Genomic DNA, 22,252 nt, shown 5'->3' with positions numbered 1-22,252 from the left:
GGGACCCACGGGGGTTGTCCCCACCCCCGGGCGGCGGTTCACCGGATGGGCGCCGAGGCCGTGCGACCCCGAGGATCTACGGAAGACATCGACTTTCCGGGATTGCGGAATTGCGGGATCGCGGGATCAGGGGGGAACGGCCATGGAGACGGTGAACCGTCGTACGGTGCTGGGCGGTGCGGTGGCGGCCGCGGCGGGAATCGTGTGGGGCGGTACGGGGTGGGCCGCCGCAGCGCCCCGCCCCGTACCCGCTTCCCCACCCGACCTGATCGCACTGCGGCGCGACCTGCACGCCCACCCCGAGGCGCCGGGCCAGGAGGCGCGTACGGCCGCGGTGGTCGCCGGCCGCCTGCGGGCGGCCGGGCTGGCCGTCACCACGGACGTGGGCGGCCACGGCGTCGTCGCCGTCCTGCACGGCACCCGCCCGGGCCGCACGGTGGCGTACCGCGCGGACATGGACGCCGTACCGCCGCAGGACATCGTCGGCGGCGGCACCGCCCCCGCCCACCTCTGCGGCCACGACCTCCACACCACGGTGGCCGTCGGCGTCGCCGAGGCCCTCGCACGACAGCGGCACCGGCACGGGCTGAGCGGAAACGTCGTCTTCCTCTTCCAGCCCGCGGAGGAGGCCCTGGCCGGGGCCCGCGCCCTGCTGGACGCGGGTGTGCTGGAACGGCACGGCGTCGAGGAGATCCATGCCCTGCACTGCGGGCCCTTCCCCGTCGGGCGGTTCGCGGTGACGCCCGGCTACGGGCTGCCCGGCCAGGACCGCGGCGAGATACGGCTGACCGGCCCGGACGCCCCGGACGCCGCCCGCCGCCTGGCCGCCGACATCGCCGCGCTCGCCACCGTGACCCCACCGCAGACCCCGGCCGAGCTGGAGAGGATGGTCGCCGACGTCCAGACCCCGAACGGGCCCCTCGCCCGCTTCGTGGCCGTCCGGGCCAGGGCCGAGGACGCCACCGTCCGGGTGTCCTTCCGCTGCTGGCCGCAGGAACGGTACGTCGAGATCCGCGAGCACATCCGCCGCCTGGCCGGCGCGTACGCGGGAGCCTCCGTCACCTTCCCCGCCGCGCCCTTCCCGGCCATGGTCTGCCCGGAGCCCGAGGCCCGCGCCCTCGCCCGCCACCTGCGCGGCGCCCTCGGCCGGCAGGCGGTCACCGAACTCCACGCCGCCTTCCCCTTCAACGGCGAGGACTTCGCCCTCTACCTCGACCGCGTCCCCGGCACGTACACCTTCCTCGGCGTCCGCACCCCCGGCGCCCCGGTCACCACCGCCTACCCGCACTACCCCGGCTTCACCCCGGACGAGCGCGCCATCGGCACGGGCGTGCGCGCGATGACGGGCTGGATCACGGAACGGGTCGCAGGTGGCACGGGTGTCACGACTGTCACAGGTGTCGCAGGTGGCTCATGTCGTTGAACATCACGACGGAGGACGGCCGCCCCGGCGCGTAACGGATGACGGTCAGCGCGGCGTTGCCGTGGTTCAGGCCCAGCCAGCGCCACGCGGGGGCGTCCAGGGCATCCCGTACGAGCCAGCCGATGAGGAAGTTGTGGGTGACGACCAGCTCGTGCCGCTCCTCGCCCCCGGCCACCGGCCCCGTGAACCGCTCCAACGCCCGCTGCGCCAGCCCGGGGCCGTGCTGCCGGTCCTCAGCGGTGGACTGGGAGAGGAAGTCCAGCAGGTGGTCGGCACAGTCGGCCGGCAACTCCTCCCGGCCCGGGAAGTACGGCACGTAGTCGCCGGCGACCTCGTCGGCCCTGACGACGGCACCCTCCAGGTGCTCACCGATCACCCGCGCGGTCTGCTCGGCCCGGGCCAGCGGCCCGTGATGCACCACCGACAGGGGCACGCCCGCCAACCGCCGCCCGACGAGCTCGGCCTGCCGACGTCCCTTCTCCGACAACCCGCTCTCGTCCGGCAACGCCTCGCCGTGCCGGACGAGGTAGAGGTGGCGAGTGGCGGTGCCGGTGCCGGTGGTCTTCGTCGTGGCCGTCATGCCCGGGGTGACGCCACGGTGATTGATCTTGGTTCCTGGCTGGGAAGATCGGTGGATGAGCCAGCAGGAGTGGGACCGGTTGACCGCGTCGGAGCAGGCCTTCATGGTCAACACGTACGAGAGCGACGTCCTGGCGGGCGTGTGGGGCGACCTCGACGAGGCCGACCAGGCACTGCCGGCCGGGCACGAGCGCGTGACGGGGATCCTGCTCTCGCTCGTCGACCGCGGCTGGGTCGAGGTCCGCCGGGGCGCAGAACGGATACCGCGCGACCGGCTTGCGTCCGTCCTCGCGGAACCGGCGGAGTGGGAGTACCCGGAGGACGACTGGAGCAGTGCGCTGACCCTGGTCACGACGGACGCGGGGCGGAGGATCACCCACCGCAGCGAGTAGCGGTGAGCAGCGCAGAGGGCGGCGGTCGTGCGACCGCCGCCCGTGAGCGTGAGCGTGAGCGTGAGCGTGGGCGTGGGCGTGAGCCGGGTGCTCTACTCCGCGTCGATCGGGCGCACGAACTCCAGCGTGAACGTCTCCTGGAATTCCGGCTTGGGCGGCACGATCTCGATCTGCGCGCCCCGGTGCCCGGCGCGCAGGGCGAGGCCCTTGTCCGAGAGGATCTTGACACCGCCGATGACCCGCTCGAAGGTGAACTTCGCCCACTCGTCGCGCGGGACGCTGTTCACGTACAGCTTGTCCTCGGCGATCACCAGCCCCGCCGTCTCGTGCTCGGCGAGACGGATCACGTACGGAGCCCCGGGCACCTGCTCGGCGGGCTCGATGAGCCACTCCTGCTCGATCGGGAGCGGGTTGAAACGGTCGGTGATGACGGGAGCGCCGTGCTTGACCGCGTGCTCGGTGGCCGTCACCAGGCTGCTCGGACCGATGATGTGGGCGTGGATCTTGTAGATGCCAGGCTTCACCGGGATCGGAGGCATGCGCGAACGTTCCTCTCACTCGGTCCACTTCCCCGGCGGCGAACCACCACCGGGCGCCTCCACCATCGGGGAGCGCCCGGCCACGACACAGGGCAGGAAACCGCCAAGTCGAGGACGGCGCGGACCGCTCGATCGCAGGAGCGAATACCGCGGCGTAGGTGGCGTCGGTACGTTCGGCTCAGGGAGCGATCGGCAGCTGCCGCTTGTGCTCGGTGAGCCGGTAACGGCGGACGATGGCCTCGAACGCGGCCTCGGCGACCGGCGCGCCCTCCAGGAAGTCGTCGATGTCGTCGTACGTGACACCGAGCGCCACCTCGTCCGGCTTCCCCGGATCCAGCGTTTCCAGGTCGGCGGTAGGGGTCTTCTCGGTCAGCGACGCCGGCGCGCCCAGGACGCGCGACACGGCCCGTACGCGCCGCTTCGTCAGCCCCGTGAGCGGAACCACATCCGCCGCGCCGTCCCCGAACTTCGTGAAGAAGCCGGACACCGCCTCGGCCGCGTGATCGGTCCCCACGACCAGCCCGTCGTGCGCACCCGCAACGGCGTACTGCGCGATCATGCGCTGCCGGGCCTTGATGTTGCCGTGCACGAAGTCCTGGTGGTGCGCGTCACGGAACACCGTACCGGCGGCCACCGCCGCCTCCAGCGCGGCGTCGCTGGCAGGCTTCACGTCCACGGTCAGAACGCGGTCGGCCCGGATGAATTCGAGCGCCAGCTGCGCGTCCTTCTCGTCGGCCTGCACCCCGTACGGCAGCCGCATCGCGAAGAACGTCGCCTCGCGTCCGGTGGCCCGCACCCGCTCGACGGCGAGCTGGCACAGCCGCCCGGCGGTGGTGGAATCCACCCCGCCACTGATGCCCAGCACCAGGGAACGCAGCCCGGAGGAGATCAGCTGGTCGGCGAGGAAGGCCACCCGCCGCTCGACCTCCTGCTGCGCGTCGAAGGACGCGCTCACCTGGAGATCCCGGGCGATCTCCTGCTGCAGGGATATGGGCGTCGCCAGAGCCTGGTCGGTCACGGTTGCTGCTCCTTGGTAAGGCGGGCGCGTAGCGCGTAAAGGGGCCGCAAGCACTCTAAGCGAGCGGGGGCGGGTGCCTGTCCGTGGGCTTTGTCCGTGGGCTGGTGCGGGTCAGAGCTTTGGCTGGCTACGAGGGGAGGGGTGGGGGGCGCGGGCCGGTTCCCGGTCTGCGGGTGGGCTTGGTGTTGGCCGCCGTTCTCGTGCCGTCGCGGATGCGGGTGCGTGAGGAGACCGCGCCCTGGCGTCGTGGCTGAGGGGGAGCTGGCTGCTGCCGCGATGTGGCTTGCGCCGGTGGAGACGCTCCGCTCGTGTCACCCGCGATGGGGCTGGGCGTCCGGCTGCGGGCCGTCCGTGGTGACCGCAGAAACCTTCATCGATGGGTGGGGATGAGGGGTGGAACGACTGGTTCGTGTGATCCGCACTGCCTGAGCGCCCCCGTGTGGCTACTTTGAGTAGTAGCGATGGGAAGGGGTGGCTCAATGACGGTGGAGTCCCAGCCGCCGATCGGCTGGCGGTACTGCGGGGACCAGCTGAAGCGGTGGCGGCAGCGGGCGGGGATTTCGAGGGAGGAGCTCGCGAAGGAGGCGTGCGTCGGTGTCGAGCTGATCAAGTCGATCGAGCAGGGGCGGCGAAGGGCCAGCCTGAGGATCCTGCAGATCGCGGACCAGCTGTGCGGCGCGGGCGGGTTGCTGGAGGCGGCCTACCAGTACCTGAAGCCGGAAGAGCCGCGGTCCACGTTTCATGACTTCTTCCGGTACGAAAGGGAGGCTATCGCCTTCAGCTCTGGGGAGCCCATGTTCATTCCGGGGCTGTTGCAGACCGAAGAAACCATGCGCGCGTTGTTCAACGCGGCCTGGCCGCCTGTGGACGACGCAACGGTTGAGGAACGGGTTGCCATCCGACTTTCGCGGCAGGCGCTCCTCGATAAGCAGGCAGTGGCGTTCTCCTTCGTGATCGGTGAACTGCCTCTGCGCTATGGGATTCTCGAGGGTGAGGCCCAGAAGCGGCAGCTGCTGCACCTCTTGGAGATGGGACAGCGGCGGAACGTCACGACGCAGATCATGCCGCTGGACCGGTACAAGGACGGGCTCGACAGGGCGGTCACGGTGCTGGAGCTGCCGCGGCACGAGCGGATCGCCTACGAGGAGGGGCATGCCTGGAGTGCGCTGATCGGCGACCCGGCTAAGGTGAGCATGTATGCGCAGTGGCAAGCGCTTGTAGGCCAGTTGGCGCTGCCGCCGCGAGAGTCTGCGTGTTTCATCCGAGAACTCGCGGAGGAGTTGTGAGCACCCTTATGTGGTTCAAGTCCAGCTACAGCACGTCGGAAGGGAATGCCTGCGTAGAGGTGCGCTCCGCCCCCCGGCACATACGTGTCCGTGATTCGAAGCGAATACCGGGCCCGGAGGTGAGTGTTTCTGCTGCCTCGTGGGCGGCGTTCCTGACTGCGGTCACCCGCCACCATCTGCAGCCGGACGCTCAGCCACATCACACCTGACACGAGCGGAGCGTCTCCACCGGCGTCAGCCACATCGCGGCAGCAGCCAGCTCCCCCTCAGCCACGATCAAAGGGCGCGATCTCCCCACGCACCCGCATCCGCGACGGCACGAGAACGGCGGCCAACACCCCACCCACCCGCAGACCGCAAACACACCCCGGCCCCCCCACCCCTCCCCTCGTAGCCAGCCAAAGTTCTGACCCGCACCAGCCCACGGACGGAGACCCAACCCGGAAACTCAGCGATACGGGCCCCCTGCCCCGTGGGTTACTCCCTCAGGTTCTTCACGCCGCGCTCTACCGGTCGTTGCGGACCGCGTACGGGATCTTGAGCCCACTCGCAGGCCATGGCAGGCTCATGCCGCATGATCGATGAATTCGCGAAGGACACCCTGCACGGGAGACTGCGGCGGGACCGCGAGGCGCTGCTCTGGAAACTCGACGGCTTGTCCGAATACGACGCGCGTCGACCTTTGACAGCGACCGGGACCAACCTCCTTGGCCTGGTCAAACACGTGGCCACCGTCGAGGCCAGGTACTTCGGCGAGGTCTTCGACCGCCCTTCCCCGGAACTGCTGCCCCGGTGGCAGGACTACGACGGCAGCGATCTGTGGGCGACCGAGGACGAGACCCGCGAGCAGATCATCGGGTTCTACCGGCGCACGTGGGAACACTCGGACGCGACGATCAACGAGCTTCCCCTCGACGCCCCCGGCCACGTGCCGTGGTGGCCGGAGCCTCATCCCAACACCAACCTGTTCGCCATCATGGTCCATGTCCTGGGCGAGTCCATCAGGCATGCCGGGCACGCCGATATCCTGCGCGAGGGCCTCGACGGCCGGACCGGAGTGCGCGCCGAACACGAGAAGCTGATCGACGCGGAAGCCTGTGCAGCCTACTGCGCGAAGATCGAGCAGGCCGCCAGGTCGGCCGCACAAACCAAGGCTTAGAGGCTGTCTCACGTGCCGTGATTGTTCGTGCGGCATGCCGGTCGTGGGTAGTGATCCATCGAAACGCTTGGTTCCTGATGAACTCGGTCGGCTGTACCGGTGCTGGGGTTCGAAGCGAACACCTGGGCCGCAGATAGGTATTTCCGTGGTCTCGTGGGCGACATTCTTGACCGTGGTCGCCCGCCATGGTCTGCAGCCGGACGCTTAGCCACCCACCCACCGGAAACGAGCGGAGCGTCTCCACCGGCCCCAGCCACATCGCGGCAGCAGCCAGCTCCCCCTCAGCCACAAACAAACGGCGCGATCTCCTCACGCACCCCCACCCCGCGACGGCACGAGAACGGCGGCCAGCGCCCCACCCACCCGCAGACTGCAAACCGGCCCGCGCCCCCAACCCTCCCCTCGTAGCCGGCCAAAGTTCTGACCCCAGCCACAACCACCACCCGCATTCGAAGTCTGAGCTCCGGGCCCCGAGCTCTGTTTGCTAGGAATGGGTGGCGGGTCGCAACCCACCCTCCCACCCTGGCAGTTCACTTTCGGTGATTCGGTTGCGACGCGGTGTTTCGGCCGTCTAGCGTGCGGAGCAACAAACAACCCCGGCAGGTGTTAGCAGCACCTGACCGGGGTCTAACCACAAGATCGAACGAGTAGGGATCGATCCCATGGCTGTCGCCAACCCTAGCGCCGCCGCGCGCGCCGCGCACGCGTACCCCATGGCCCGCCCCGGTTACGGCAAGCGCACTGCGCCAGACCAAGCAGCCCGTACGGCCGCCGATTTCACCCATCTCCCGGCCCGGGAAGCCGAGATCGCCGCGTTCATCGACCGGCTCCCCGAGGGCGCGTCGATGGACGCGAAGTCCCTGGCAGCGCAGCTGCCCGCTTACGGGCAGGCCGCCTGCCGCACCGCCCTGCGGCGCCTCTCCGAAGCCGGGCACCTCAGGCGGGTGAAAGAACACCGCAAGGATGACGACGGGGTCTACCACTGGGTGACCCGCACCTACTTCTCCCGCACCGCCCGCCCCGACGACTGGTGGACCGCCGCCCTCGGCGGCAATGTCCCCCGGGCCGTGCGACCCGCACCCTCGCGCGCGTACCGAGCCCTCGCGCTGCTCGGACGCACCGACTCCCGCATGACGCTCTCCCACGCCGACTGCCGCGCCCTCGAACCCCTCGCCGCCCAGTGGCTCGAACGTGGAGCCAGCGAAGCCCACCTGATCCGCGAGCTGACAGTCGGACTGCCGGCCCAGGTCCATCACGCTGCGGCCCTCGCCCGCCGCCGCCTCACCGACAAACTGCCACCCGCCCTCCCGCCCGAGCCGACACGGGCCGAATCCCCTCTCCGTCTCGTCGAGTGCACCGTCTGCGGGGCACCCGGCCGCCCCGAAGCGCTCCCCGGCGGCCTGTGCCGCGACTGCCGCGACTGCGGTGGCCCAGGCCGCCGTGAGGAGCTGACGGCTGCGGCCGCCGAGCGGGTGCGGGCCCACGCGGCGCGGGTGCGGGCTGCGATGCGGGCGTAGGTGCGTCGACCGCTGGCGGTGCTTGCTGGCTGGGGTCAGAACTTTGGCCGGCTACGAGGGGAGGGTTGGGGGCGCGGGCCGGTTTGCAGTCTGCGGGTGGGTGGGGCGCTGGCCGCCGTTCTCGTGCCGTCGCGGGGTGGGGGTGCGTGAGGAGATCGCGCCGTTTGTTTGTGGCTGAGGGGGAGCTGGCTGCTGCCGCGATGTGGCTGGGGCCGGTGGAGACGCTCCGCTCGTTTCCGGTGGGTTGGGTGGCTGGGCGTTCGGCTGCGGGTGGTTCGTGGTGGCAGCAGAAACCTTCACTGGTGGGGGGGATCGAGGGAGTGGAACTGCTGGTTCGTGTGATCTGCTCTGTCTGATAGCTTCCATCTGGCTACTCTGAGTAGTGGCGATGGGAAGGGATGGCTCGTCGATCGGCTGGCGGTACTGCGAGGACCAGCTGAAGAGGTGGCGGCAGCGGGCGGGGAGAGATCGAAACGCTCGTTGCCGCCAGGCTCGAACGTCAGGCGCTGCTGGACAAGCGGACGCGGGTGTACAACTTCGTGATCGCGGAACTGGCGCTGGGTGAGCCCCTTGCGGAGCGGGAATCCCACAGGCGGCAGCTCCTGCATCTGGAGGAGCAGGGCAAGCGGCGGAACGTGACCGTTCAGATCATGCCCGCCGGGAGCGGCGTGCACCCGGGGCTCGACGGGCCCTTCGTGCTCCTGGAGATGCCCGATCACAAGCGCTTGGCCTACGAGGAAGGGCAGCAGTCGGGCGCGCTCTACGCCGATCCTGGCAAGGTGCACGTCGTGTCCCAGCGTCATGTCATGATCGCGCAACGAGCGCTCAGCCCAGGAGATTCCGTAAGTTTCATCAGAAGGTTGGCGGAGGAGCGGTGAATACCGACTGGATACGGTCCAGCCACAGCGGAGGAGCGGGCGGTGATTGCGTCGAGGTGGGCTCCGCCCCGCGGCGCATACGTGTCCGTGATTCGAAGCGAATACCCGGCTCGGAGGTGAGTGTTTCCGCGGTCTCGTGGGCGGCCTTCCTGGCCGCGGTCACCCGCCACCATCTGCCGTCGGACGCTCAGCCCCGTCACACGTGACACGAGCGGAGCGTCTCCACCGGCGTCAGCCACATCGCGGCAGCAGCCAGCTCCCCCTCAGCCACGACGCCAGGGCGCGATCTCCTCACGCACCCGCATCCGTGACGGCACGAGAACGGCGGCCAGCAACCCGCCCACCCGCAGACCGGGAACCGGCCCGCGCCCCCCACCCCTCCCCTCGTAGCCAGCAAAGTTCCGACCCGCACCAGCTCACGGGCGGCAACCCGCACCCCGAAGTTCCGGGCTGCGGGCTGCATGCCCCGCGGGCTCCGTGCTTCGCGAGGGCCGTGGGCTACCGGCCCCAGATCCGCCAGGTCACGTCCGCGTTGTTGCCCGAGCCGCCCTCGCGCACGAACAAGAACTCGTCACCACGCTCGCTGTACTGGTTGGAGCCGACGTACGGGTTGTCCCAGTGCAGCTCGATCTCCTTGTAGTTGAGCGCGGGGTTTCCACAGTTACCGGTCTGGAAGGTGGCGCGGCCTTCCGTGCCGGTCATGAATCCGTTGCTCTCCGAGGCCCAATCACGCCTCGACCCATCGCGCACGATCTGCGGCACCTCGACGGTCCAGATCCCGTGGTCGAGCGACTGGTTGGTGCGGTAGAGGTCGCAGCCCGTCCGGTTTTCGAGGTGGATGCTGGTGCTTCTGGCGGCGTTGATGGTGACGGGGGCGGCACTGGCGGTGCCGGCGGTGCCGACGGTTGCGAGGGCGGCCAGGCCCATGGTCAGGGCGGCGACGGCCGCGGTCTTGGCGGTCTTCTGGCGACGCATGTGCATCTCCCTAGCCTTCGGGGACGAGGCGAACCCCGTCCTGTTCGTTGCGGTGACGTTTCTGTCACCACGTCGAAGACTCCCGGCTGCGTATCTCCGCAGTGTGAACGTGCGCTCAACGACCCGACCGACACCCGCGCCCTGCCGTGTGATTGTGGGCGCCGACTGTCGGACAAGGGGGGAGGGATGATGCGCGGAGGCCACGCGGGCCCGCTGGGCTCGCTCATCACGCGGCTCCTGGCCAAGGACCCTAATGTCAGACCCACGGCCGAAGCGGCCCTGGACGTGCTCAAGGAATCCCCATCTGATGTGCCGTCAGCGAACGAGGGCCCGTTCGCCGGGTCGGCAGTGCAGGCTGGGCGCATGGACGTGATCGAGGTACTGCCCAGGCTGCTCATGCTCCGCTTCCCTGTGGGGGCGGCTTATCTGTGGCGGGACGACGACGAGCTGACCCTGATAGATGCCGGGGCGGTGGGCTGCGGCGAGAAGATAGAGGAAGTTCTGGACGGCGAGCTGCGGCGGATCGTGCTGACGCACTGGCACGAGGACCATACGGGCTCGGCTGCCGAATTGGCCGCCCGGCACGGCGCGGAGGTGGTGGCGCATCGGCTGGAGGCGCCGGTGATCCGGGGCGAGGTGGCCGGGGCGCCACCGGTACTCGAGGAATTCGAGGTGCCGATCCGGGCAGCCGTTCCGCCCCTGCCCCCGGCCCCGCCGTGCCGGGTGGATCGTGAGGTGGAGGACGGCGACGTGCTGGAATTCGGCGGCGGGGCTGTGGTGGTCGCGGTGCCCGGGCACACGGACGGGTCGATAGCGATCCATCTCCCGGGCTCCAGGGTGCTGTTCACCGGGGATGCGGTCGCCAACGTCGGCCGGACCATGCTGGGTGTCTTCAACACCGACCGCGCCCGGGCCATCGAGTCGCTCCACCGGCTTGCCGAGCTGGACGTCGACACGGCGGTCTTCGGTCACGGCGACCCCATCACGCACGGTGCGGCGGCCGCCCTGCAAGCGGCAGCCTCGGCAGTGTGACGGGGGGCAGGGTTCCGGCGGGCTGAGCGGCCGCCATGAGGGCAGCGCAGGTGCAGGCACGCCGAGGGCCGCACCCCACCCGGGGGTGCGGCCCTCACCGCTGCGAACTCCGGGCATCTTCGACGGCGGTGGGCCCTGCTGTGCTGCCAGTCGACGGCTGGCTTCTCTGGCACACTCACCTTACCGTGAGGTCGCGGCTACGCTACGTGGGCTGGAGTGGCGACATGGGGAGGTTCGTGCATGCGCAGGATCCGGCTCGGTGCTTCCGTGGTGGTGCTGGTTGCGTCGATCGTCAACCTTGTCACCGCAGCCCCGGCACAGGCGGATTACGGGAGGCCGATCCGCAGTGGACTCAATCCTTCCCGGCTGTGCCTCGACGTCCGCGGCGGGATCGGCGCCGCGGGCCAGGACGTGCAGATCTGGGACTGCAACGGCGGTGCCAACCAGCGCTGGTCCTTCTGAACCCTCACTCGCGTGGGTGATTGTCCGGGCTACGCTGGGAGAGAAGGATTCGGGCGAAAGCGGATTGCCGTGGTTTGACGCACTGTTCGCCCCAGGAGGTCGTCATCAGACGGTACGTGTCGCGTGGTGTTGTCGTCGCCGGTTCAACGCTCCTGACCCTCGCCCTGTCCCTCCTGCCCTCGTCCGCGGCCGCCACCTGCGAGGTGAGGTGGTTCGCGGGCGGCATCACCTGGATCTCGCCGGGGATGGCCGCCGGGTCCTGCCACACCACCGGGGCCGACGGTGCGGAGTGGGTGGATTCGACCCCGCGGTCCGCCGAGTGGAGCTTCTACCCCTCCCCTGACTGCACGGGTGACCCCGTGGCCCTCGGCAACGGCTTCCGGCGGTTCTCTCCTCCCGGGCAGCCGTTGCACTTCGGGTCCGTGAAGATGGACACCTGCCCCTGAGGCTCCACTGCCGTTTCGGAGGCCGTCATGCCGCTGATTCATCGGACAGCACGCACCCTCACGTCCGTTGCCGCCCTCACTCTGACTCTCGTCGTCGGCACTGCAACCGCCGCGGCGCCCGCCGGAACGTGTACGTTGCGCGTCCAGTCCCACGGCACGTCCAGCTTCCGCAGTGGGCTGACGGCAGGCAGCTGCGTCAACCCCTCCCTGCGGACGGACGTCGACAACATTGCCGCAGGAAACAGCACCGGCAAGGCCGACTTCACCGTCTTCAGTGGCTCCAACTGCACTGGCACGGTGCTCGCGCAGGCCTTGGGCGAGGCGTTCTTCGTACCGCCCATCGACATCGGCTCGGTACGGATCGACAGCTGTCCCTGAGGAAACGGCGCACCGGCGGTTGCAGGTCAGGCCGCGACCCGGGGCGTGAGGCGGGGGAGCGCTATGTCGTCGTCCTCGGGCACCCCTCGTACTACCCCCGGTTCGGCTTCACCCGCGCCTCCGCGCACGGCATTGGGGTGACCATCGACGTCCCGGACGAGGCCCTGATGGCCCTCGCCCTGGACGCCGGCCACCCCCTGCCGAGCGGAACGGTCCGTTACGCCGCACCGTTCGGCATCTGATCCCTCCCCGGGCGCGCGGTTGCTGTTACCGCAGCCGCGCGTCCGCGTAGACCGTCATCGCCTCCTGCTGGTACGCGGCCAGGCCTTCGGCGATCTTGTCGAAGTTGGCGCGGAACTGCGGGTCGTCGGCGTACGTCCGGGCCAGGCCCTTGTACGCCTCCGCGTTCGGGGTCCAGAAGCGGCACACGCCCTGGTAGTGGGCGTCCACCTGGGCCTGCACCGCCGGGTCGGCGGCCGGGGTGCCGGCGACCATGAACTCCGCCATGCGGATCATCTGCGCCGTCGCCTCGCGCTGCCAGCGCTCGGTGTCCTCGGGGGACATCGCCTCGACGGCCTGCCGGGACTGCTCCCAGGCCTGCGGCCACCGCTCCCGTACCTCGGCCTCCATCTCGGCGTCGTGCCGGGAGGGCTCGAAGCCCTCGAAGAGGTTTTCCGGCCTGTTGATGCGCGCCATGTCGTCGTCCCTGCTTCCTTCCAGTTCCGCGATGGTGCGGTCGACGGTGCGGACGAGTGTCGCGAGCCGCTCCTGCTCGGCCACCAGATGGGCACGGTGCTCGCGGAGCACGGTCACCCGGTCGGCCCGGCTGTCGAGTACGGCGCGGATCTCCCGCAATCCCAGTGCCAACTCTCGCATCAGGAGAATCTGTTGCAGGCGCAGCAGCTCGGTCTCCGTGTAGTAGCGGTGCCCGTTGCTTCCGGTCCATGCGGGTGGCAGCAGGCCGATCTCGTCGTAGTGCCGCAGCGTTCGTGAGGTCACTTGGGACATCCGGACCACGTCCGCGGTCGACCAGGCCATCGTCAGCCCCGCCTCTTCCGTTTCCCTCGCCGGCCGGTCCTTCCGGCCGCACGGAGGACGTTAGAAGTTGACGTAACGGCACTTGCAAGTGGTGACAAACGCGCGTTCGTGCTCTTCGATGTGCGTGTTCGATGCAACTTCAGTCCGTACAGGAGTGATCACATGCTGCGTGCGTTACGCGCCCTCGGTCTCGCCGCCGTTCTGACGGCGGGCCTGACCCTCACCGCGGCCCCGGCCGCGACCGCCGCCGCCCCCGCTGCGGCCCCGGCCACCTCCACCAGAGCCCTGACGCCCATCGGCGGCGGCACCGGCATCATCTTCCGGATGGCCCCGTCCCCGGAGGACCGGCAGGGCTTCTACGTCTGCACCCTCACCGCCGTCGGCCGGGACAACGCCGGCAACCTGGTCGGTCTGACCAACGCCCACTGCTTCATCGACGAGAAGGGCAACAAGCTCGTCGGCGAGAAGGTCTACCGCGACACCTCGCCCGCCGGCACCGCCGCCGCCCCCGCCGACCTCAACGCCAGCCGCCCCGACCTGGAGACGGGCGCCATCGGCACCGTGACCTACGTCAGCACGCCCAACAACCTGCTGAACACCGGCCCCAAGGGCCTCGACTACGCCGTCATCAAGCTGGACGAGACGCGGGTCGCCCCCACCGCCACCGTCGGCGGCGTCACCATCTCCTCGATCGGCGCCCCGCCCGCCAACGGCGTCCGCATGTGCAAGCAGGGCCACCGCACGGGCCTGACCTGCGGCATCAAGCTGGGCACCCACAACATCTGGTTCACCCACCTCATCTGGACCCAGGGCGGCGACTCCGGCTCCCCCGTGGTCAGCGGCCAAACCCTGGTCGGCAACGCGTGGGGCGCCCAGCACAGCTCCGCGATCGTGGACATCATCGCCGAGATGGACGCCAACGGCGGCGTCGGCGCCGGCTTCCACCTGGCGACCTGAGCCCCGGCGCCACGCCCGGCGAAGGCGGCACTCAGCCCCCCGCCTTCGCCACCCCCACCGGACAGCTGACCCCCGTGCCGCCGATGCCGCAGTAGCCGTTGGGGTTCTTGCTCGGTGACAGGTACTGCTGGTGGTACGGCTCCGCGTAGTGGAAGGGCGGGGCCGGAGCGATGGTCGTGGTGATGGGGCCGTAGCCCGAAGCCGTGAGGACCTTCTGGTAGGCCTCGCGCGAGGCCTCCGCCGCCGACTGCTGGGCGGCGGAGTGCGTGAAGACCACCGACCGGTACTGGGTGCCGATGTCGTTGCCCTGGCGGTTGCCCTGGGTGGGGTCGTGGGACTCCCAGAAGAGCTTCAGCAGCGACTCGTACGACACGACGGCAGGGTCGAAGACGACGCGGACGACCTCGGCATGTCCGGTCAGGCCGCTGCACACCTCCTCGTACGTGGGATACGCCGTGCGGCCGCCCTGGTAGCCGACCAGGGTCGTCCACACGCCCGGCGTCTGCCAGAACTTGCGCTCCGCCCCCCAGAAGCAGCCGAGACCGAAGTCGGCGGTCTCCAGGCCCTCGGGGTAGGGGCCGGCCAGGGGCGTGTCCAGGACGGTGTGGCGCTCCTGGAGGGGGAAGTCGGGGGCGGCGCGGTCGGTGAACATCATCGGGCTCCTCGCTTCGGCGGTCCGTCGGGGACAACGTACGAGCCGCCGCCGGGATTCCGGCCCCGGGCGGCGGCCCGGGCGGATCGTCGGATCCTATGCGCCCGCCCCGTACGCGGCGCCCGCCCCGCCCCCCGTACGCGCGGGCGTCAGCCGCGCTGCGCGCCCGCCACCGCCATCGCGCGGAAGGCGGTGTACGCCGCGACCGGGTCCTGCTCGTACGTCCACGGAATGGCGCCGATGTGGCCGTCGACCTTGTGCAGCTGCTCCAGTGCCTCGCCGTAGCGCTCGGCGCGGACCAGGAACCATGCCAGCAGGTGGCGGACGTGCGGCAGTACCGGGTGGTCCTGCGGGGCGTGCAGCACCGCGAACTGCGCCGCCTCGATGGCGTCGGTGATCACCGCGCTCTGGAAGAGGCTGCGCACCAGCTGGACGTCGGGCAGGTGGTCGTGGACCGCGAACAGCGGCAGTGCCGGGAGCAGGCTGCCCTCGGCGGCGCCGGCGGCCGCGCGGCGGGCGAAGTCCTCGGCCCGGTCCTGGGAGCCGTGCCAGCTGGCGCTCCAGTAGCGCAGGGCCGCGAGGTGGGCGCCCATGTGGCCCGGGGCGCGCGAGACGACGGTCTCCCACAGGGACTGGAACTCCGCCTCGCTCGCCCCCAGGCCGCGGGCCACGTTCAGCGCGACGATGTGCGGTACGACGTCGTCGGGCGCCAGGCGGGTGGCCTCGGCGCACACCGTACGGGCCTCCTCCAGGATCATGCGGTAGTCCTGGGAGGAGGGGTTGCGCATAGCCTGCTGCACCAGGAACTCCGCCTGCACGGCGGCGCCGCCGGCGTCCTCGGGGGCCACCACGCGCCAGTGCCGCAGCCACACGCCGCCCGTGCCCGGCGTCTCGGCCAGCTCCTGCGCCGCTGCGCCGGCCAGGGTCTGCACCCGCTGCCAGCGCAGCTCGTCGGCGCTGCCGGCGGGGGTGCGGGAGAGCAGGTCGGCCGCCGGCTTCCAGTCCTGGGTGCGCCGCGCCTCGCCCACGGCCGCCAGCAGGTCGTCGTCGGGGCCGGGCAGCCGCAGGTCCAGGCGCTCGGGCGGGACGAAGCCGTACGCGCCGTACGGGTCGACGGCCGCTCCGGCACCGGCCGCGGCGTCCTGCAGGGCCCGGCGGCGGCGCGCCGCCGGGACGACCAGGAACCCGCAGACGATCACGACGGCGAGCAGGATGAAAAGAAACTCCATGGGCCTTCCTGACGAAAGCGACGAGTGCGACGAGGCAGACACTGTTCATCCGCCTGCAACAAGTGAACAGGACCGTTCACGTGAACGGGGTACTACTCTCGGGACAATGAGCGACCAGCACAGCTTCGAGACCCTCGCCATCCACGCGGGGCAGGAGGCGGACCCCCTGACCGGGGCAGTCGTACCGCCCATCTACCAAGTGTCCACCTACAAGCAGGACGGCGTGGGCGGGCTGCGCGGCGGCTACGAGTACAGCCGCAGCGCGAACCCCACCCGTACCGCCCTGGAAGAGAACCTGGCGGCCCTGGAAGGCGGTGTGCGCGGCCTGGCCTTCGCCTCGGGCCTGGCCGCCGAGGACTGCCTGCTGCGCACCCTGCTGGCCCCGGGTGATCACGTGGTCATCCCGAACGACGCCTACGGCGGCACGTTCCGCCTCTTCGCCAAGGTCGTCGGCCGCTGGGGCGTGGAGTGGTCGGTGGCCGACACCTCCGACCCCGCCGCGGTGCGCGCGGCGATCCGTCCGCAGACCAAGGTGGTCTGGGTCGAGACGCCCTCCAACCCGCTGCTCGGCATCACCGACATCGCCGCGGTCGCGACCGTCGCCCACGAGGCCGGCGCCAAGCTGGTGGTCGACAACACCTTCGCCAGCCCCTACCTGCAGCAGCCGCTGTCGCTGGGCGCGGACGTGGTCGTGCACTCCACCACCAAGTACATGGGCGGCCACTCCGACGTCGTCGGCGGCGCCCTGGTGACGGCCGACGCCGCTCTCGGCGAGGAGCTGGCCTTCCACCAGAACGCCATGGGCGCGGTGGCCGGGCCGTTCGACGCGTGGCTGACCCTGCGCGGCATCAAGACGCTCGCGGTGCGCATGGACCGGCACACGGCCAACGCCGAGCGCATCGTCCAGATGCTGGTCGCCCACCCGAAGGTGACCCAGGTCTACTACCCGGGCCTGCCCGAGCACCGGCTGCACGAGGTGGCCGCCAAGCAGATGCGCGCCTTCGGCGGCATGGTCTCCTTCCGCGTCGCCGGCGGCGAGGAGGCGGCGGTCGAGGTGTGCAACCGGGCGAAGCTGTTCACGCTCGGCGAGTCGCTGGGCGGCGTGGAGTCGCTCATCGAGCACCCGGGCCGCATGACGCACGCCTCGGTGGCGGGCTCCGCACTGGAGGTCCCGGCGGACCTCGTGCGCGTCTCGGTCGGCATCGAGTCGGCCGACGACCTGGTGGCGGACCTCACCCAGGCGCTGGGGTAACGATTCCCCTCCCGGTCCTCCCCCTCGGGGGAGGACCGGCCTGCTTTTTCACGGGTTCGGCCTCACCGGTTCGGCCTCACGGGCACGGCCTCACGGGTACGGCCTCACGGGTACAGCCCGTCGTTCGCCTCCGGCGCCACCCACGGCTCGGCGACCGCCGCCCACAGTGCGAAGGCCACCACGGCGACCAGCAGCAGCGCCCAGCCCACCGCGGCCAGGGCGCGGCGCCGGCGCAGCAGGCGCCGGCCCTCCTCGGCGGCCCGTGCCGCCAGCTCCGGCGGTACCACCGGCCGCACCTGCCGCAGTCGCCGCAGGGCCTCGGCCTCCCGGCGGTCCAGGCCGCTCACCGGGCGACCAGCGTGCGCACCGCCCGCGCGCACAGAATCCGTACCCGCTCGACGGGCAGCCCCAGCACCGCGGCGACCTTCTCCTCGGCGACGTCCTCGGACAGCCGCAGCACCAGCACCACCCGCTGCAGCGGGGACAGCGGGCCGAGCAGGGCGCCGGGCACCTTGCCGTGGCGGCGGCCGGAGCGGGCGAAGGCCTCGACCAGCTCGGTGCGGGCACGCTCGTACGGGTCCTCGCCGCGCAGGCGGTCCCAGGCGGCGTACGTACGGGCCAGGGCGGCCGTCAGCAGGCGTTCGGCCGTCGCGGGCTCCCCGGTGAGCAGCAGCGCGATGTGCAGCAGCCGGCCCCCCGCGCCCCCGACGAACGAGTCGAACTCCCGGGTGCGCAGGCGCTCCTGGTCGGCCCGCCGCTCTCGCACGCTCCCAGGACACGGCAGGTGCGCGGGGCGGTCAAGGGCCCGGGCGCGACGGGGTCAGGAGGCGGGCGGCACCTGTGCGGGCTGCCCGAAGTGGATGTGGGACAGGGCGGTGTTGAAGCGGGTGAGCAGCGAGCAGAAGACGGCGCGCTCGTCCTCCGACCAGTCGGCGGTGACCAGGCCCATCAGCTCGCGCCGCGAGGTGCGCACCTCCTCCAGGCGGGCCTTGCCGCGCGGGGAGAGCTGCAGCACCACGGCCCGGCCGTCCTCGGGGTGCGAGGTGCGCTTGACCAGGCCGGTGTCGACGAGCGGGGCCACCTGGCGGGTCACCGTCGAGGAGTCGATGCCCATGCCCCCGGCGAGGGCCTTGACGCCCATGGGGCCTTCCTGGTCGAGGCGGTTGAGCAGGAGGTAGGCGGCGCGGTCCATCGAGTTGTGGACCCGGCCGACGCCGCCGAGGCGCGTCTGTTCCGCGCGCCGGGCGAAGACGGCCACCTGGTGCTGGAGGGCGTCGAGGACACCGGGGGCGAGGTCGGTCGTCATGTCCTGAGAGGTGGGCATGGCCTGGGGCTCACTTCGTGCGGTGGGCAGGGGACGAGGTGCAAAGTGCAGGGGTATTGCTCGCAGAGAATGCCGACAGGGTACGCGGCCTGCGGGCTGCTTGTACCAGTGCTCCACAAACCGGTCGGTATGTATGTATGAGGCGCCCGGAAGGCCCGGGTTCGTCCACCCGGAACGTCGTATTCACCCAGGTACGGGGCCCGCCCGCGCACGAGGAACCAGCAACCGGTGCACAGGGAAATCGCGCACGGTATATGCGTCATATGCGGGGGGATGCATTCAGAGGGCGGAAAGGGGATGTCGAACGTAAAATCAACCATTACGTCACCCGAACGGGGAGAACACCCATGACAGGTGCCATATATGCCGAAGGCCTGGTCAAGTCCTTCGGCGACGTCAGGGCTCTGGACGGCGTCGACCTCGACGTTCCCGAAGGCACCGTGCTGGGTCTGCTCGGCCCCAACGGCGCCGGCAAGACCACCGCCGTCCGCGTCCTCACCACCCTCATCCGGCCCGACCGCGGACGGGCCGTGGTCGCCGGCATCGACGTCCTGAAGAAGCCCAACGAGGTCCGGCACGCCATCGGGCTGTCCGGCCAGTTCGCCGCCGTCGACGAGTACTTGACGGGACGTGAGAACCTGCGGATGGTCGGGCAGCTCTACCAGCTCGGCGCCCGCGACGCCAAGGCCCGCGCCGTCGAGCTCCTGGAGCGCTTCCACCTCACCGACGCCGCCGACCGCCCCGCCCGCACGTACTCCGGCGGCATGCGCCGGCGCCTGGACCTGGCCGCCGCCCTCGTCGTCAGCCCGCCGGTGATGTTCATGGACGAGCCCACCACCGGCCTGGACCCGCGCAACCGCCAGCAGCTGTGGGAGGTCGTCCAGGAGCTCGTCGCCGGCGGCACGACCCTGCTGCTGACCACGCAGTACCTGGAGGAGGCCGATCATCTCGCCCACGACATCTGCGTGATCGACCACGGCCGGGTCATCGCCCGGGGCACCTCCGACCAGCTCAAGGCCCGCACCGGAGGCGAACGCGTGGAGCTGGTGGTGCACGAGCCCGGCCACCTGGAGCCCGCGCTCGACGTCGTCCGCGCCTTCGGCGAGGGCGAGCCCACCGTCGACCGGCACACCCGCAGGGTCACCGTCCCGGTCTCCGGCGGCGCCCGGCTGCTCGCCGAGATCATCCGCGAACTGGACGCCCGCGCCATCGAGATCGACGACATCGGCCTGCGCCGCCCGACCCTGGACGACGTGTTCATCTCGCTCACCGGGCACGCGGCGGAGGAGATCGCGGAGGGCCCCGCACCGCGCCAGGAGGCGGCACGATGAGCACCACCGGCACCACGGGCACCACCGGCACCGCCCTCGCCCGCCGGCCGGCCCCCGTGGGCCGCGGCGGCCCCCTCGGGTCCGTGCGCGACTCCCTCGTCGTCGCCCGCCGCAACCTCATCCGCATGCTGCGGATCCCCGAGGTCGTGGTCTTCGGCCTCGTCCAACCGATCATGTTCGTCGTGCTGTTCAGCTACGTCTTCGGCGGCTCGATCGCGGTCGGCGGCAGCACCGATCCGGGCACCTACCGCGAGTACCTGATGGCGGGCATCTTCGCCCAGACCGTCACCTTCGCCACCGCCGGCGCGGGCGCGGGCATCGCCGACGACATGCACAAGGGCCTGATCGACCGCTTCCGCTCCCTGCCCATGGCCCGCGGCGCCGTCCTGACCGGTCGCACCCTGGCCGACCTCGTGCAGACCGCGCTGACCCTCGTCGTCCTGGCGATCGTCGCCGTGATCGTCGGCTGGCGCATCCACAACGGCCTCCTGCGCGCCCTCGCCGGCTTCGCGCTGCTGCTCCTGCTCGGCTACGCCTTCTCCTGGATCGGCGCGCTGATCGGCCTGTCGGTGCGCACCCCGGAGGCGGCCACCTCCGGCGGCCTGATCTGGCTCTTCCCGCTGACCTTCGTCTCCAACGCCTTCGTACCGGCGGACAACATGCCCACCGTGCTGCGGACCGTCGCCGAGTGGAACCCCTTCAGCGCCACCGTGCAGGCGGCGCGGGAGCTGTTCGGCAACCTGCCGCCGGACTACCGCACGCCCGCCGCGTGGCCCATGCAGCACCCGGTGTGGGCGTCACTGCTGTGGTCGGTGCTGATCGTCGTGGTCTTCCGGACGCTGGCGGTACGCAAGTACCGCTCGGCGACGGCTTAGGGCGTGTCCGGCGGATCTTCGTCACGCAGCCACCACGGCGCCCCGTCAGGGGCGCGGGGAACTGCGCGACAAGCCACGACGCGCCCGCAGATCGGGTGCCGCGCTTAGCCCCCGGCGCGTCGACTGCGGGCCGTCGCCGGCTGATCGCGCAGTTCCCCGCGCCCCTGACGGGGCACTGCATGATCCGCCGGACACGCCCTAAGGGACGGCATGAGACATGCCAAAGGCCCCGGCCGCTCCCGAAGGAGCGGCCGGGGCCCGGCGCGCAGTGCTGCGCGGTGGCTCAGCCCTGGTACGGCTTGGCGTCGAGGATGCGCACGGCGGCCTTCTTGCCGTTCGGCAGCTCGTACACGGCGTCCTCGCCGATCTTCTTGCCGTTCACGCCCGTGCCCAGGGGGGACTGGGGCGAGTAGGTCTCGATGTCCGAGCTGGCGTACTCGCGGGAGGCCAGCAGGAACTGCAGGGTGTCGTCCGGGTCGCCGTCGAAGGCGATCGTGACGACCATGCCGGGGGCGACCACACCGTCGGCCGCGGGGGCCTCGCCGACCTTGGCGGACTCGAGCAGCTGCGTCAGCTGGCGCACGCGGAGCTCCTGCTTGCCCTGCTCCTCCTTGGCCGCGTGGTAACCGCCGTTCTCTCGCAGGTCACCTTCCTCGCGGGCCGCCGCGATCTTTGCGGCGATCTCGGTGCGAGCGGGACCAGACAGGTACTCCAGCTCGGCCTTGAGCTGGTCGTACGCCTCCTGAGTCAGCCAGGTGACGTTGTCGCTGGTCTGGGTCACAGGTGCTCCTCGTCGGTACTGGGGGAATGCCGGGTGTACATGTCGATACAAATGAACGCCCTACTCAGAAGGGTGCACCTTCAAAGCGGGGCGAAACCACGAGCCTAACAATTACGTCCGGAAAGGGGGAAGGAGTAAGCGGGGCGAACGCCGCAAGAATCGCGTCAGTGCAGGTCAGCGGCTGTGACCCGGAGTACGCGCCGGGCCGGTGTCACCGGGTGCGGCCGGAGGCGGTGCGGCAGCCCTCCAGCTGCGTGGCCGCCGCGTGCTCCGTGGTGCGGAACGTGATCCGCTCGGTGTAGTTCTCCGCACGGCGGTCGAAGGTCACATCCTTGCGGCCGACCTCCCTGCCGTCCGCGCCCAGGGAGTACAGGGTGCACACGCCGACCGTGTCCGCGTCCTTGCGGACCTCCACCACGACCTGGACGGAGGTGTCCGAAACCGTCTGCGAACGCAGCAGCTGGCCCGTGACGTCCGACTTCGTGACGTAATGCACACCCGCCCAGCCGACGAAACCGACCAGTGCGGCGCCCAGCACCCAGGCGGCGATCCTGAGCTTGCGGTCGGCCCGCTCGTCCGCCGACCGGCCGTAGCGCCCGGCGGGCGGCGCGTCGTGCTCCGCTGCCATGATCGTTCCCTCCTGGGCGCCGGTTGATGAACGCGGAATGAAACGGTGCCCGCTTCGGTCACTATAGGAGGCGCCCCGCATGTCCATGGGAGGGGCCATGA

28 protein-coding genes and 1 pseudogene are annotated in these 22,252 nt (G+C 70.7%); 17 read left to right on the top strand and 12 right to left on the bottom strand.

Annotated elements, in window-relative coordinates; translation table 11 throughout:
• The first annotated feature begins 142 nt into the window (after positions 1–142).
• Positions 143–1,423 carry an amidohydrolase gene (locus AB0K17_RS02240; protein ID WP_365981807.1) on the top strand — a complete coding sequence of 427 codons (1,281 nt, stop codon included), beginning with the start codon at positions 143–145 and terminating at the stop codon, positions 1,421–1,423.
• On the opposite strand, the gene AB0K17_RS02235 is transcribed toward AB0K17_RS02240, so the two are convergent.
• The gene (locus AB0K17_RS02235) at positions 1,392–2,003 is read right to left on the bottom strand and encodes a histidine phosphatase family protein (RefSeq protein ID WP_365981806.1); all 612 of its coding nucleotides are present in this window, start codon (positions 2,001–2,003) and stop codon (positions 1,392–1,394) included. The genes AB0K17_RS02240 and AB0K17_RS02235 overlap by 32 nt on opposite strands.
• Before the next feature lie 55 nt (positions 2,004–2,058).
• Between AB0K17_RS02235 and AB0K17_RS02230 the strand changes: the two genes are divergently transcribed.
• Entirely contained in the window at positions 2,059–2,394 is a 336-nt protein-coding gene (locus tag AB0K17_RS02230) for a hypothetical protein (RefSeq protein ID WP_365981805.1), read from the top strand.
• Positions 2,395–2,486: 92 nt separating this feature from the next.
• Here the strand turns inward: AB0K17_RS02230 and AB0K17_RS02225 are convergent, their stop codons facing one another.
• Together AB0K17_RS02225 and nadE are read right to left on the bottom strand one after the other, a co-directional pair.
• Positions 2,487–2,933, bottom strand: coding sequence for a hypothetical protein (locus AB0K17_RS02225; RefSeq protein ID WP_365981804.1), 447 nt, complete (start codon positions 2,931–2,933; stop codon positions 2,487–2,489).
• 178 nt (positions 2,934–3,111) lie between these two features.
• Positions 3,112–3,936: an ammonia-dependent NAD(+) synthetase gene (gene nadE / locus AB0K17_RS02220; protein ID WP_365981832.1), complete on the bottom strand. Its 825-nt coding sequence runs from the start codon at positions 3,934–3,936 to the stop codon at positions 3,112–3,114.
• Between the two features lie 494 nt (positions 3,937–4,430).
• Between nadE and AB0K17_RS02215 the strand changes: the two genes are divergently transcribed.
• From AB0K17_RS02215 to AB0K17_RS02190, 6 genes are all read left to right on the top strand, one after another.
• Positions 4,431–5,237 (top strand): helix-turn-helix transcriptional regulator, encoded by an 807-nt coding sequence (locus tag AB0K17_RS02215; RefSeq protein WP_365981803.1) that lies wholly within the window; start codon positions 4,431–4,433, stop codon positions 5,235–5,237.
• Between the two features lie 8 nt (positions 5,238–5,245).
• Complete coding sequence (locus AB0K17_RS02210) at positions 5,246–5,446, top strand: DUF397 domain-containing protein (RefSeq protein ID WP_365981831.1); 201 nt, start codon at positions 5,246–5,248, stop codon at positions 5,444–5,446.
• 365 nt (positions 5,447–5,811) lie between these two features.
• A complete protein-coding gene (locus tag AB0K17_RS02205) occupies positions 5,812–6,396 on the top strand; it encodes a DinB family protein (protein WP_365981802.1) in 585 nt (194 codons plus the stop codon).
• 662 nt (positions 6,397–7,058) lie between these two features.
• Positions 7,059–7,913, top strand: coding sequence for a hypothetical protein (locus tag AB0K17_RS02200; RefSeq protein WP_365981801.1), 855 nt, complete (start codon positions 7,059–7,061; stop codon positions 7,911–7,913).
• A 467-nt stretch (positions 7,914–8,380) separates the two neighbouring features.
• Positions 8,381–8,791, top strand: coding sequence for a DUF5753 domain-containing protein (locus AB0K17_RS02195; RefSeq protein ID WP_365981830.1), 411 nt, complete (start codon positions 8,381–8,383; stop codon positions 8,789–8,791).
• Positions 8,788–8,997, top strand: coding sequence for a DUF397 domain-containing protein (locus AB0K17_RS02190; RefSeq protein ID WP_365981800.1), 210 nt, complete (start codon positions 8,788–8,790; stop codon positions 8,995–8,997). Before AB0K17_RS02195 ends, AB0K17_RS02190 begins: the two co-directional genes overlap by 4 nt.
• 292 nt (positions 8,998–9,289) lie before the next feature.
• On the opposite strand, the gene AB0K17_RS02185 is transcribed toward AB0K17_RS02190, so the two are convergent.
• Positions 9,290–9,766, bottom strand: a complete 477-nt coding sequence (locus tag AB0K17_RS02185; RefSeq protein ID WP_365981799.1) for a hypothetical protein — start codon at positions 9,764–9,766, stop codon at positions 9,290–9,292.
• 363 nt (positions 9,767–10,129) lie between these two features.
• Here AB0K17_RS02185 and AB0K17_RS02180 point away from each other — a divergent pair, with 363 nt between their 5' ends.
• The 5 genes and pseudogenes from AB0K17_RS02180 to AB0K17_RS02160 form a co-directional block, all read left to right on the top strand.
• On the top strand, positions 10,130–10,798 hold the full coding sequence (locus tag AB0K17_RS02180) for an MBL fold metallo-hydrolase (protein WP_365981798.1): 669 nt from the start codon (positions 10,130–10,132) through the stop codon (positions 10,796–10,798).
• Positions 10,799–11,038: 240 nt separating this feature from the next.
• Positions 11,039–11,260, top strand: coding sequence for an RICIN domain-containing protein (locus AB0K17_RS02175; protein WP_365981797.1), 222 nt, complete (start codon positions 11,039–11,041; stop codon positions 11,258–11,260).
• A gap of 116 nt (positions 11,261–11,376) precedes the next feature.
• Complete coding sequence (locus AB0K17_RS02170; protein WP_365981796.1) at positions 11,377–11,706, top strand: hypothetical protein; 330 nt, start codon at positions 11,377–11,379, stop codon at positions 11,704–11,706.
• A 135-nt stretch (positions 11,707–11,841) separates the two neighbouring features.
• The gene (locus tag AB0K17_RS02165; protein ID WP_365981834.1) at positions 11,842–12,084 is read left to right on the top strand and encodes a hypothetical protein; all 243 of its coding nucleotides are present in this window, start codon (positions 11,842–11,844) and stop codon (positions 12,082–12,084) included.
• 53 nt (positions 12,085–12,137) lie between these two features.
• Positions 12,138–12,326: pseudogene (locus tag AB0K17_RS02160) on the top strand (GNAT family N-acetyltransferase); the annotation flags it as partial.
• A gap of 25 nt (positions 12,327–12,351) precedes the next feature.
• On the opposite strand, the gene AB0K17_RS02155 reads toward AB0K17_RS02160, so the two are convergent.
• Positions 12,352–13,122: a MerR family transcriptional regulator gene (locus AB0K17_RS02155; protein ID WP_365981795.1), complete on the bottom strand. Its 771-nt coding sequence runs from the start codon at positions 13,120–13,122 to the stop codon at positions 12,352–12,354.
• 162 nt (positions 13,123–13,284) lie between these two features.
• Here AB0K17_RS02155 and AB0K17_RS02150 point away from each other — a divergent pair, with 162 nt between their 5' ends.
• A complete protein-coding gene (locus AB0K17_RS02150; protein WP_365981794.1) occupies positions 13,285–14,079 on the top strand; it encodes a trypsin-like peptidase domain-containing protein in 795 nt (264 codons plus the stop codon).
• A 31-nt stretch (positions 14,080–14,110) separates the two neighbouring features.
• Here AB0K17_RS02150 and msrA read toward each other — a convergent pair whose 3' ends face one another.
• Positions 14,111–14,734, bottom strand: coding sequence for a peptide-methionine (S)-S-oxide reductase MsrA (gene msrA, locus AB0K17_RS02145; protein ID WP_365966842.1), 624 nt, complete (start codon positions 14,732–14,734; stop codon positions 14,111–14,113).
• A gap of 146 nt (positions 14,735–14,880) precedes the next feature.
• On the bottom strand, positions 14,881–15,960 hold the full coding sequence (locus AB0K17_RS02140; RefSeq protein WP_365981792.1) for a hypothetical protein: 1,080 nt from the start codon (positions 15,958–15,960) through the stop codon (positions 14,881–14,883).
• 106 nt (positions 15,961–16,066) lie between these two features.
• On the opposite strand from AB0K17_RS02140, the gene AB0K17_RS02135 reads away from it, so the two are divergent.
• Positions 16,067–17,212 (top strand): cystathionine gamma-synthase, encoded by a 1,146-nt coding sequence (locus AB0K17_RS02135; protein WP_365966840.1) that lies wholly within the window; start codon positions 16,067–16,069, stop codon positions 17,210–17,212.
• A gap of 104 nt (positions 17,213–17,316) precedes the next feature.
• On the opposite strand, the gene AB0K17_RS02130 is transcribed toward AB0K17_RS02135, so the two are convergent.
• Genes AB0K17_RS02130 through AB0K17_RS02120 form a run of 3 tightly spaced genes read right to left on the bottom strand, consistent with a single transcriptional unit; the run spans position 17,317 to position 18,536 of the window.
• Positions 17,317–17,559 carry a hypothetical protein gene (locus AB0K17_RS02130; RefSeq protein ID WP_365981791.1) on the bottom strand — a complete coding sequence of 81 codons (243 nt, stop codon included), beginning with the start codon at positions 17,557–17,559 and terminating at the stop codon, positions 17,317–17,319.
• The gene (locus AB0K17_RS02125) at positions 17,556–17,978 is read right to left on the bottom strand and encodes a sigma factor-like helix-turn-helix DNA-binding protein (RefSeq protein WP_365981790.1); all 423 of its coding nucleotides are present in this window, start codon (positions 17,976–17,978) and stop codon (positions 17,556–17,558) included. Before AB0K17_RS02125 ends, AB0K17_RS02130 begins: the two co-directional genes overlap by 4 nt.
• A gap of 54 nt (positions 17,979–18,032) precedes the next feature.
• Positions 18,033–18,536 carry a MarR family transcriptional regulator gene (locus tag AB0K17_RS02120; protein WP_365966837.1) on the bottom strand — a complete coding sequence of 168 codons (504 nt, stop codon included), beginning with the start codon at positions 18,534–18,536 and terminating at the stop codon, positions 18,033–18,035.
• Between the two features lie 347 nt (positions 18,537–18,883).
• Between AB0K17_RS02120 and AB0K17_RS02115 the strand changes: the two genes are divergently transcribed.
• Together AB0K17_RS02115 and AB0K17_RS02110 are read left to right on the top strand one after the other, a co-directional pair.
• Positions 18,884–19,867, top strand: a complete 984-nt coding sequence (locus tag AB0K17_RS02115) for an ATP-binding cassette domain-containing protein (RefSeq protein ID WP_365966836.1) — start codon at positions 18,884–18,886, stop codon at positions 19,865–19,867.
• A complete protein-coding gene (locus AB0K17_RS02110; RefSeq protein WP_365981789.1) occupies positions 19,864–20,742 on the top strand; it encodes an ABC transporter permease in 879 nt (292 codons plus the stop codon). Before AB0K17_RS02115 ends, AB0K17_RS02110 begins: the two co-directional genes overlap by 4 nt.
• A gap of 283 nt (positions 20,743–21,025) precedes the next feature.
• Here the strand turns inward: AB0K17_RS02110 and greA are convergent, their stop codons facing one another.
• Positions 21,026–21,523 carry a transcription elongation factor GreA gene (gene greA / locus AB0K17_RS02105; protein ID WP_365966834.1) on the bottom strand — a complete coding sequence of 166 codons (498 nt, stop codon included), beginning with the start codon at positions 21,521–21,523 and terminating at the stop codon, positions 21,026–21,028.
• Between the two features lie 211 nt (positions 21,524–21,734).
• On the bottom strand, positions 21,735–22,151 hold the full coding sequence (locus tag AB0K17_RS02100) for a DUF4307 domain-containing protein (RefSeq protein ID WP_365966833.1): 417 nt from the start codon (positions 22,149–22,151) through the stop codon (positions 21,735–21,737).
• Between the last annotated feature and the right edge of the window lie 101 nt (positions 22,152–22,252).

It is taken from the genome of Streptomyces sp. NPDC049585 (assembly GCF_040675615.1).
Taxonomy (GTDB): Bacteria; Actinomycetota; Actinomycetes; order Streptomycetales; family Streptomycetaceae; genus Streptomyces; species Streptomyces luteosporeus.
The sequence above is the reverse complement of the archived record's forward strand: the minus strand, read 5'-3'. Positions and strand labels throughout refer to the sequence as shown.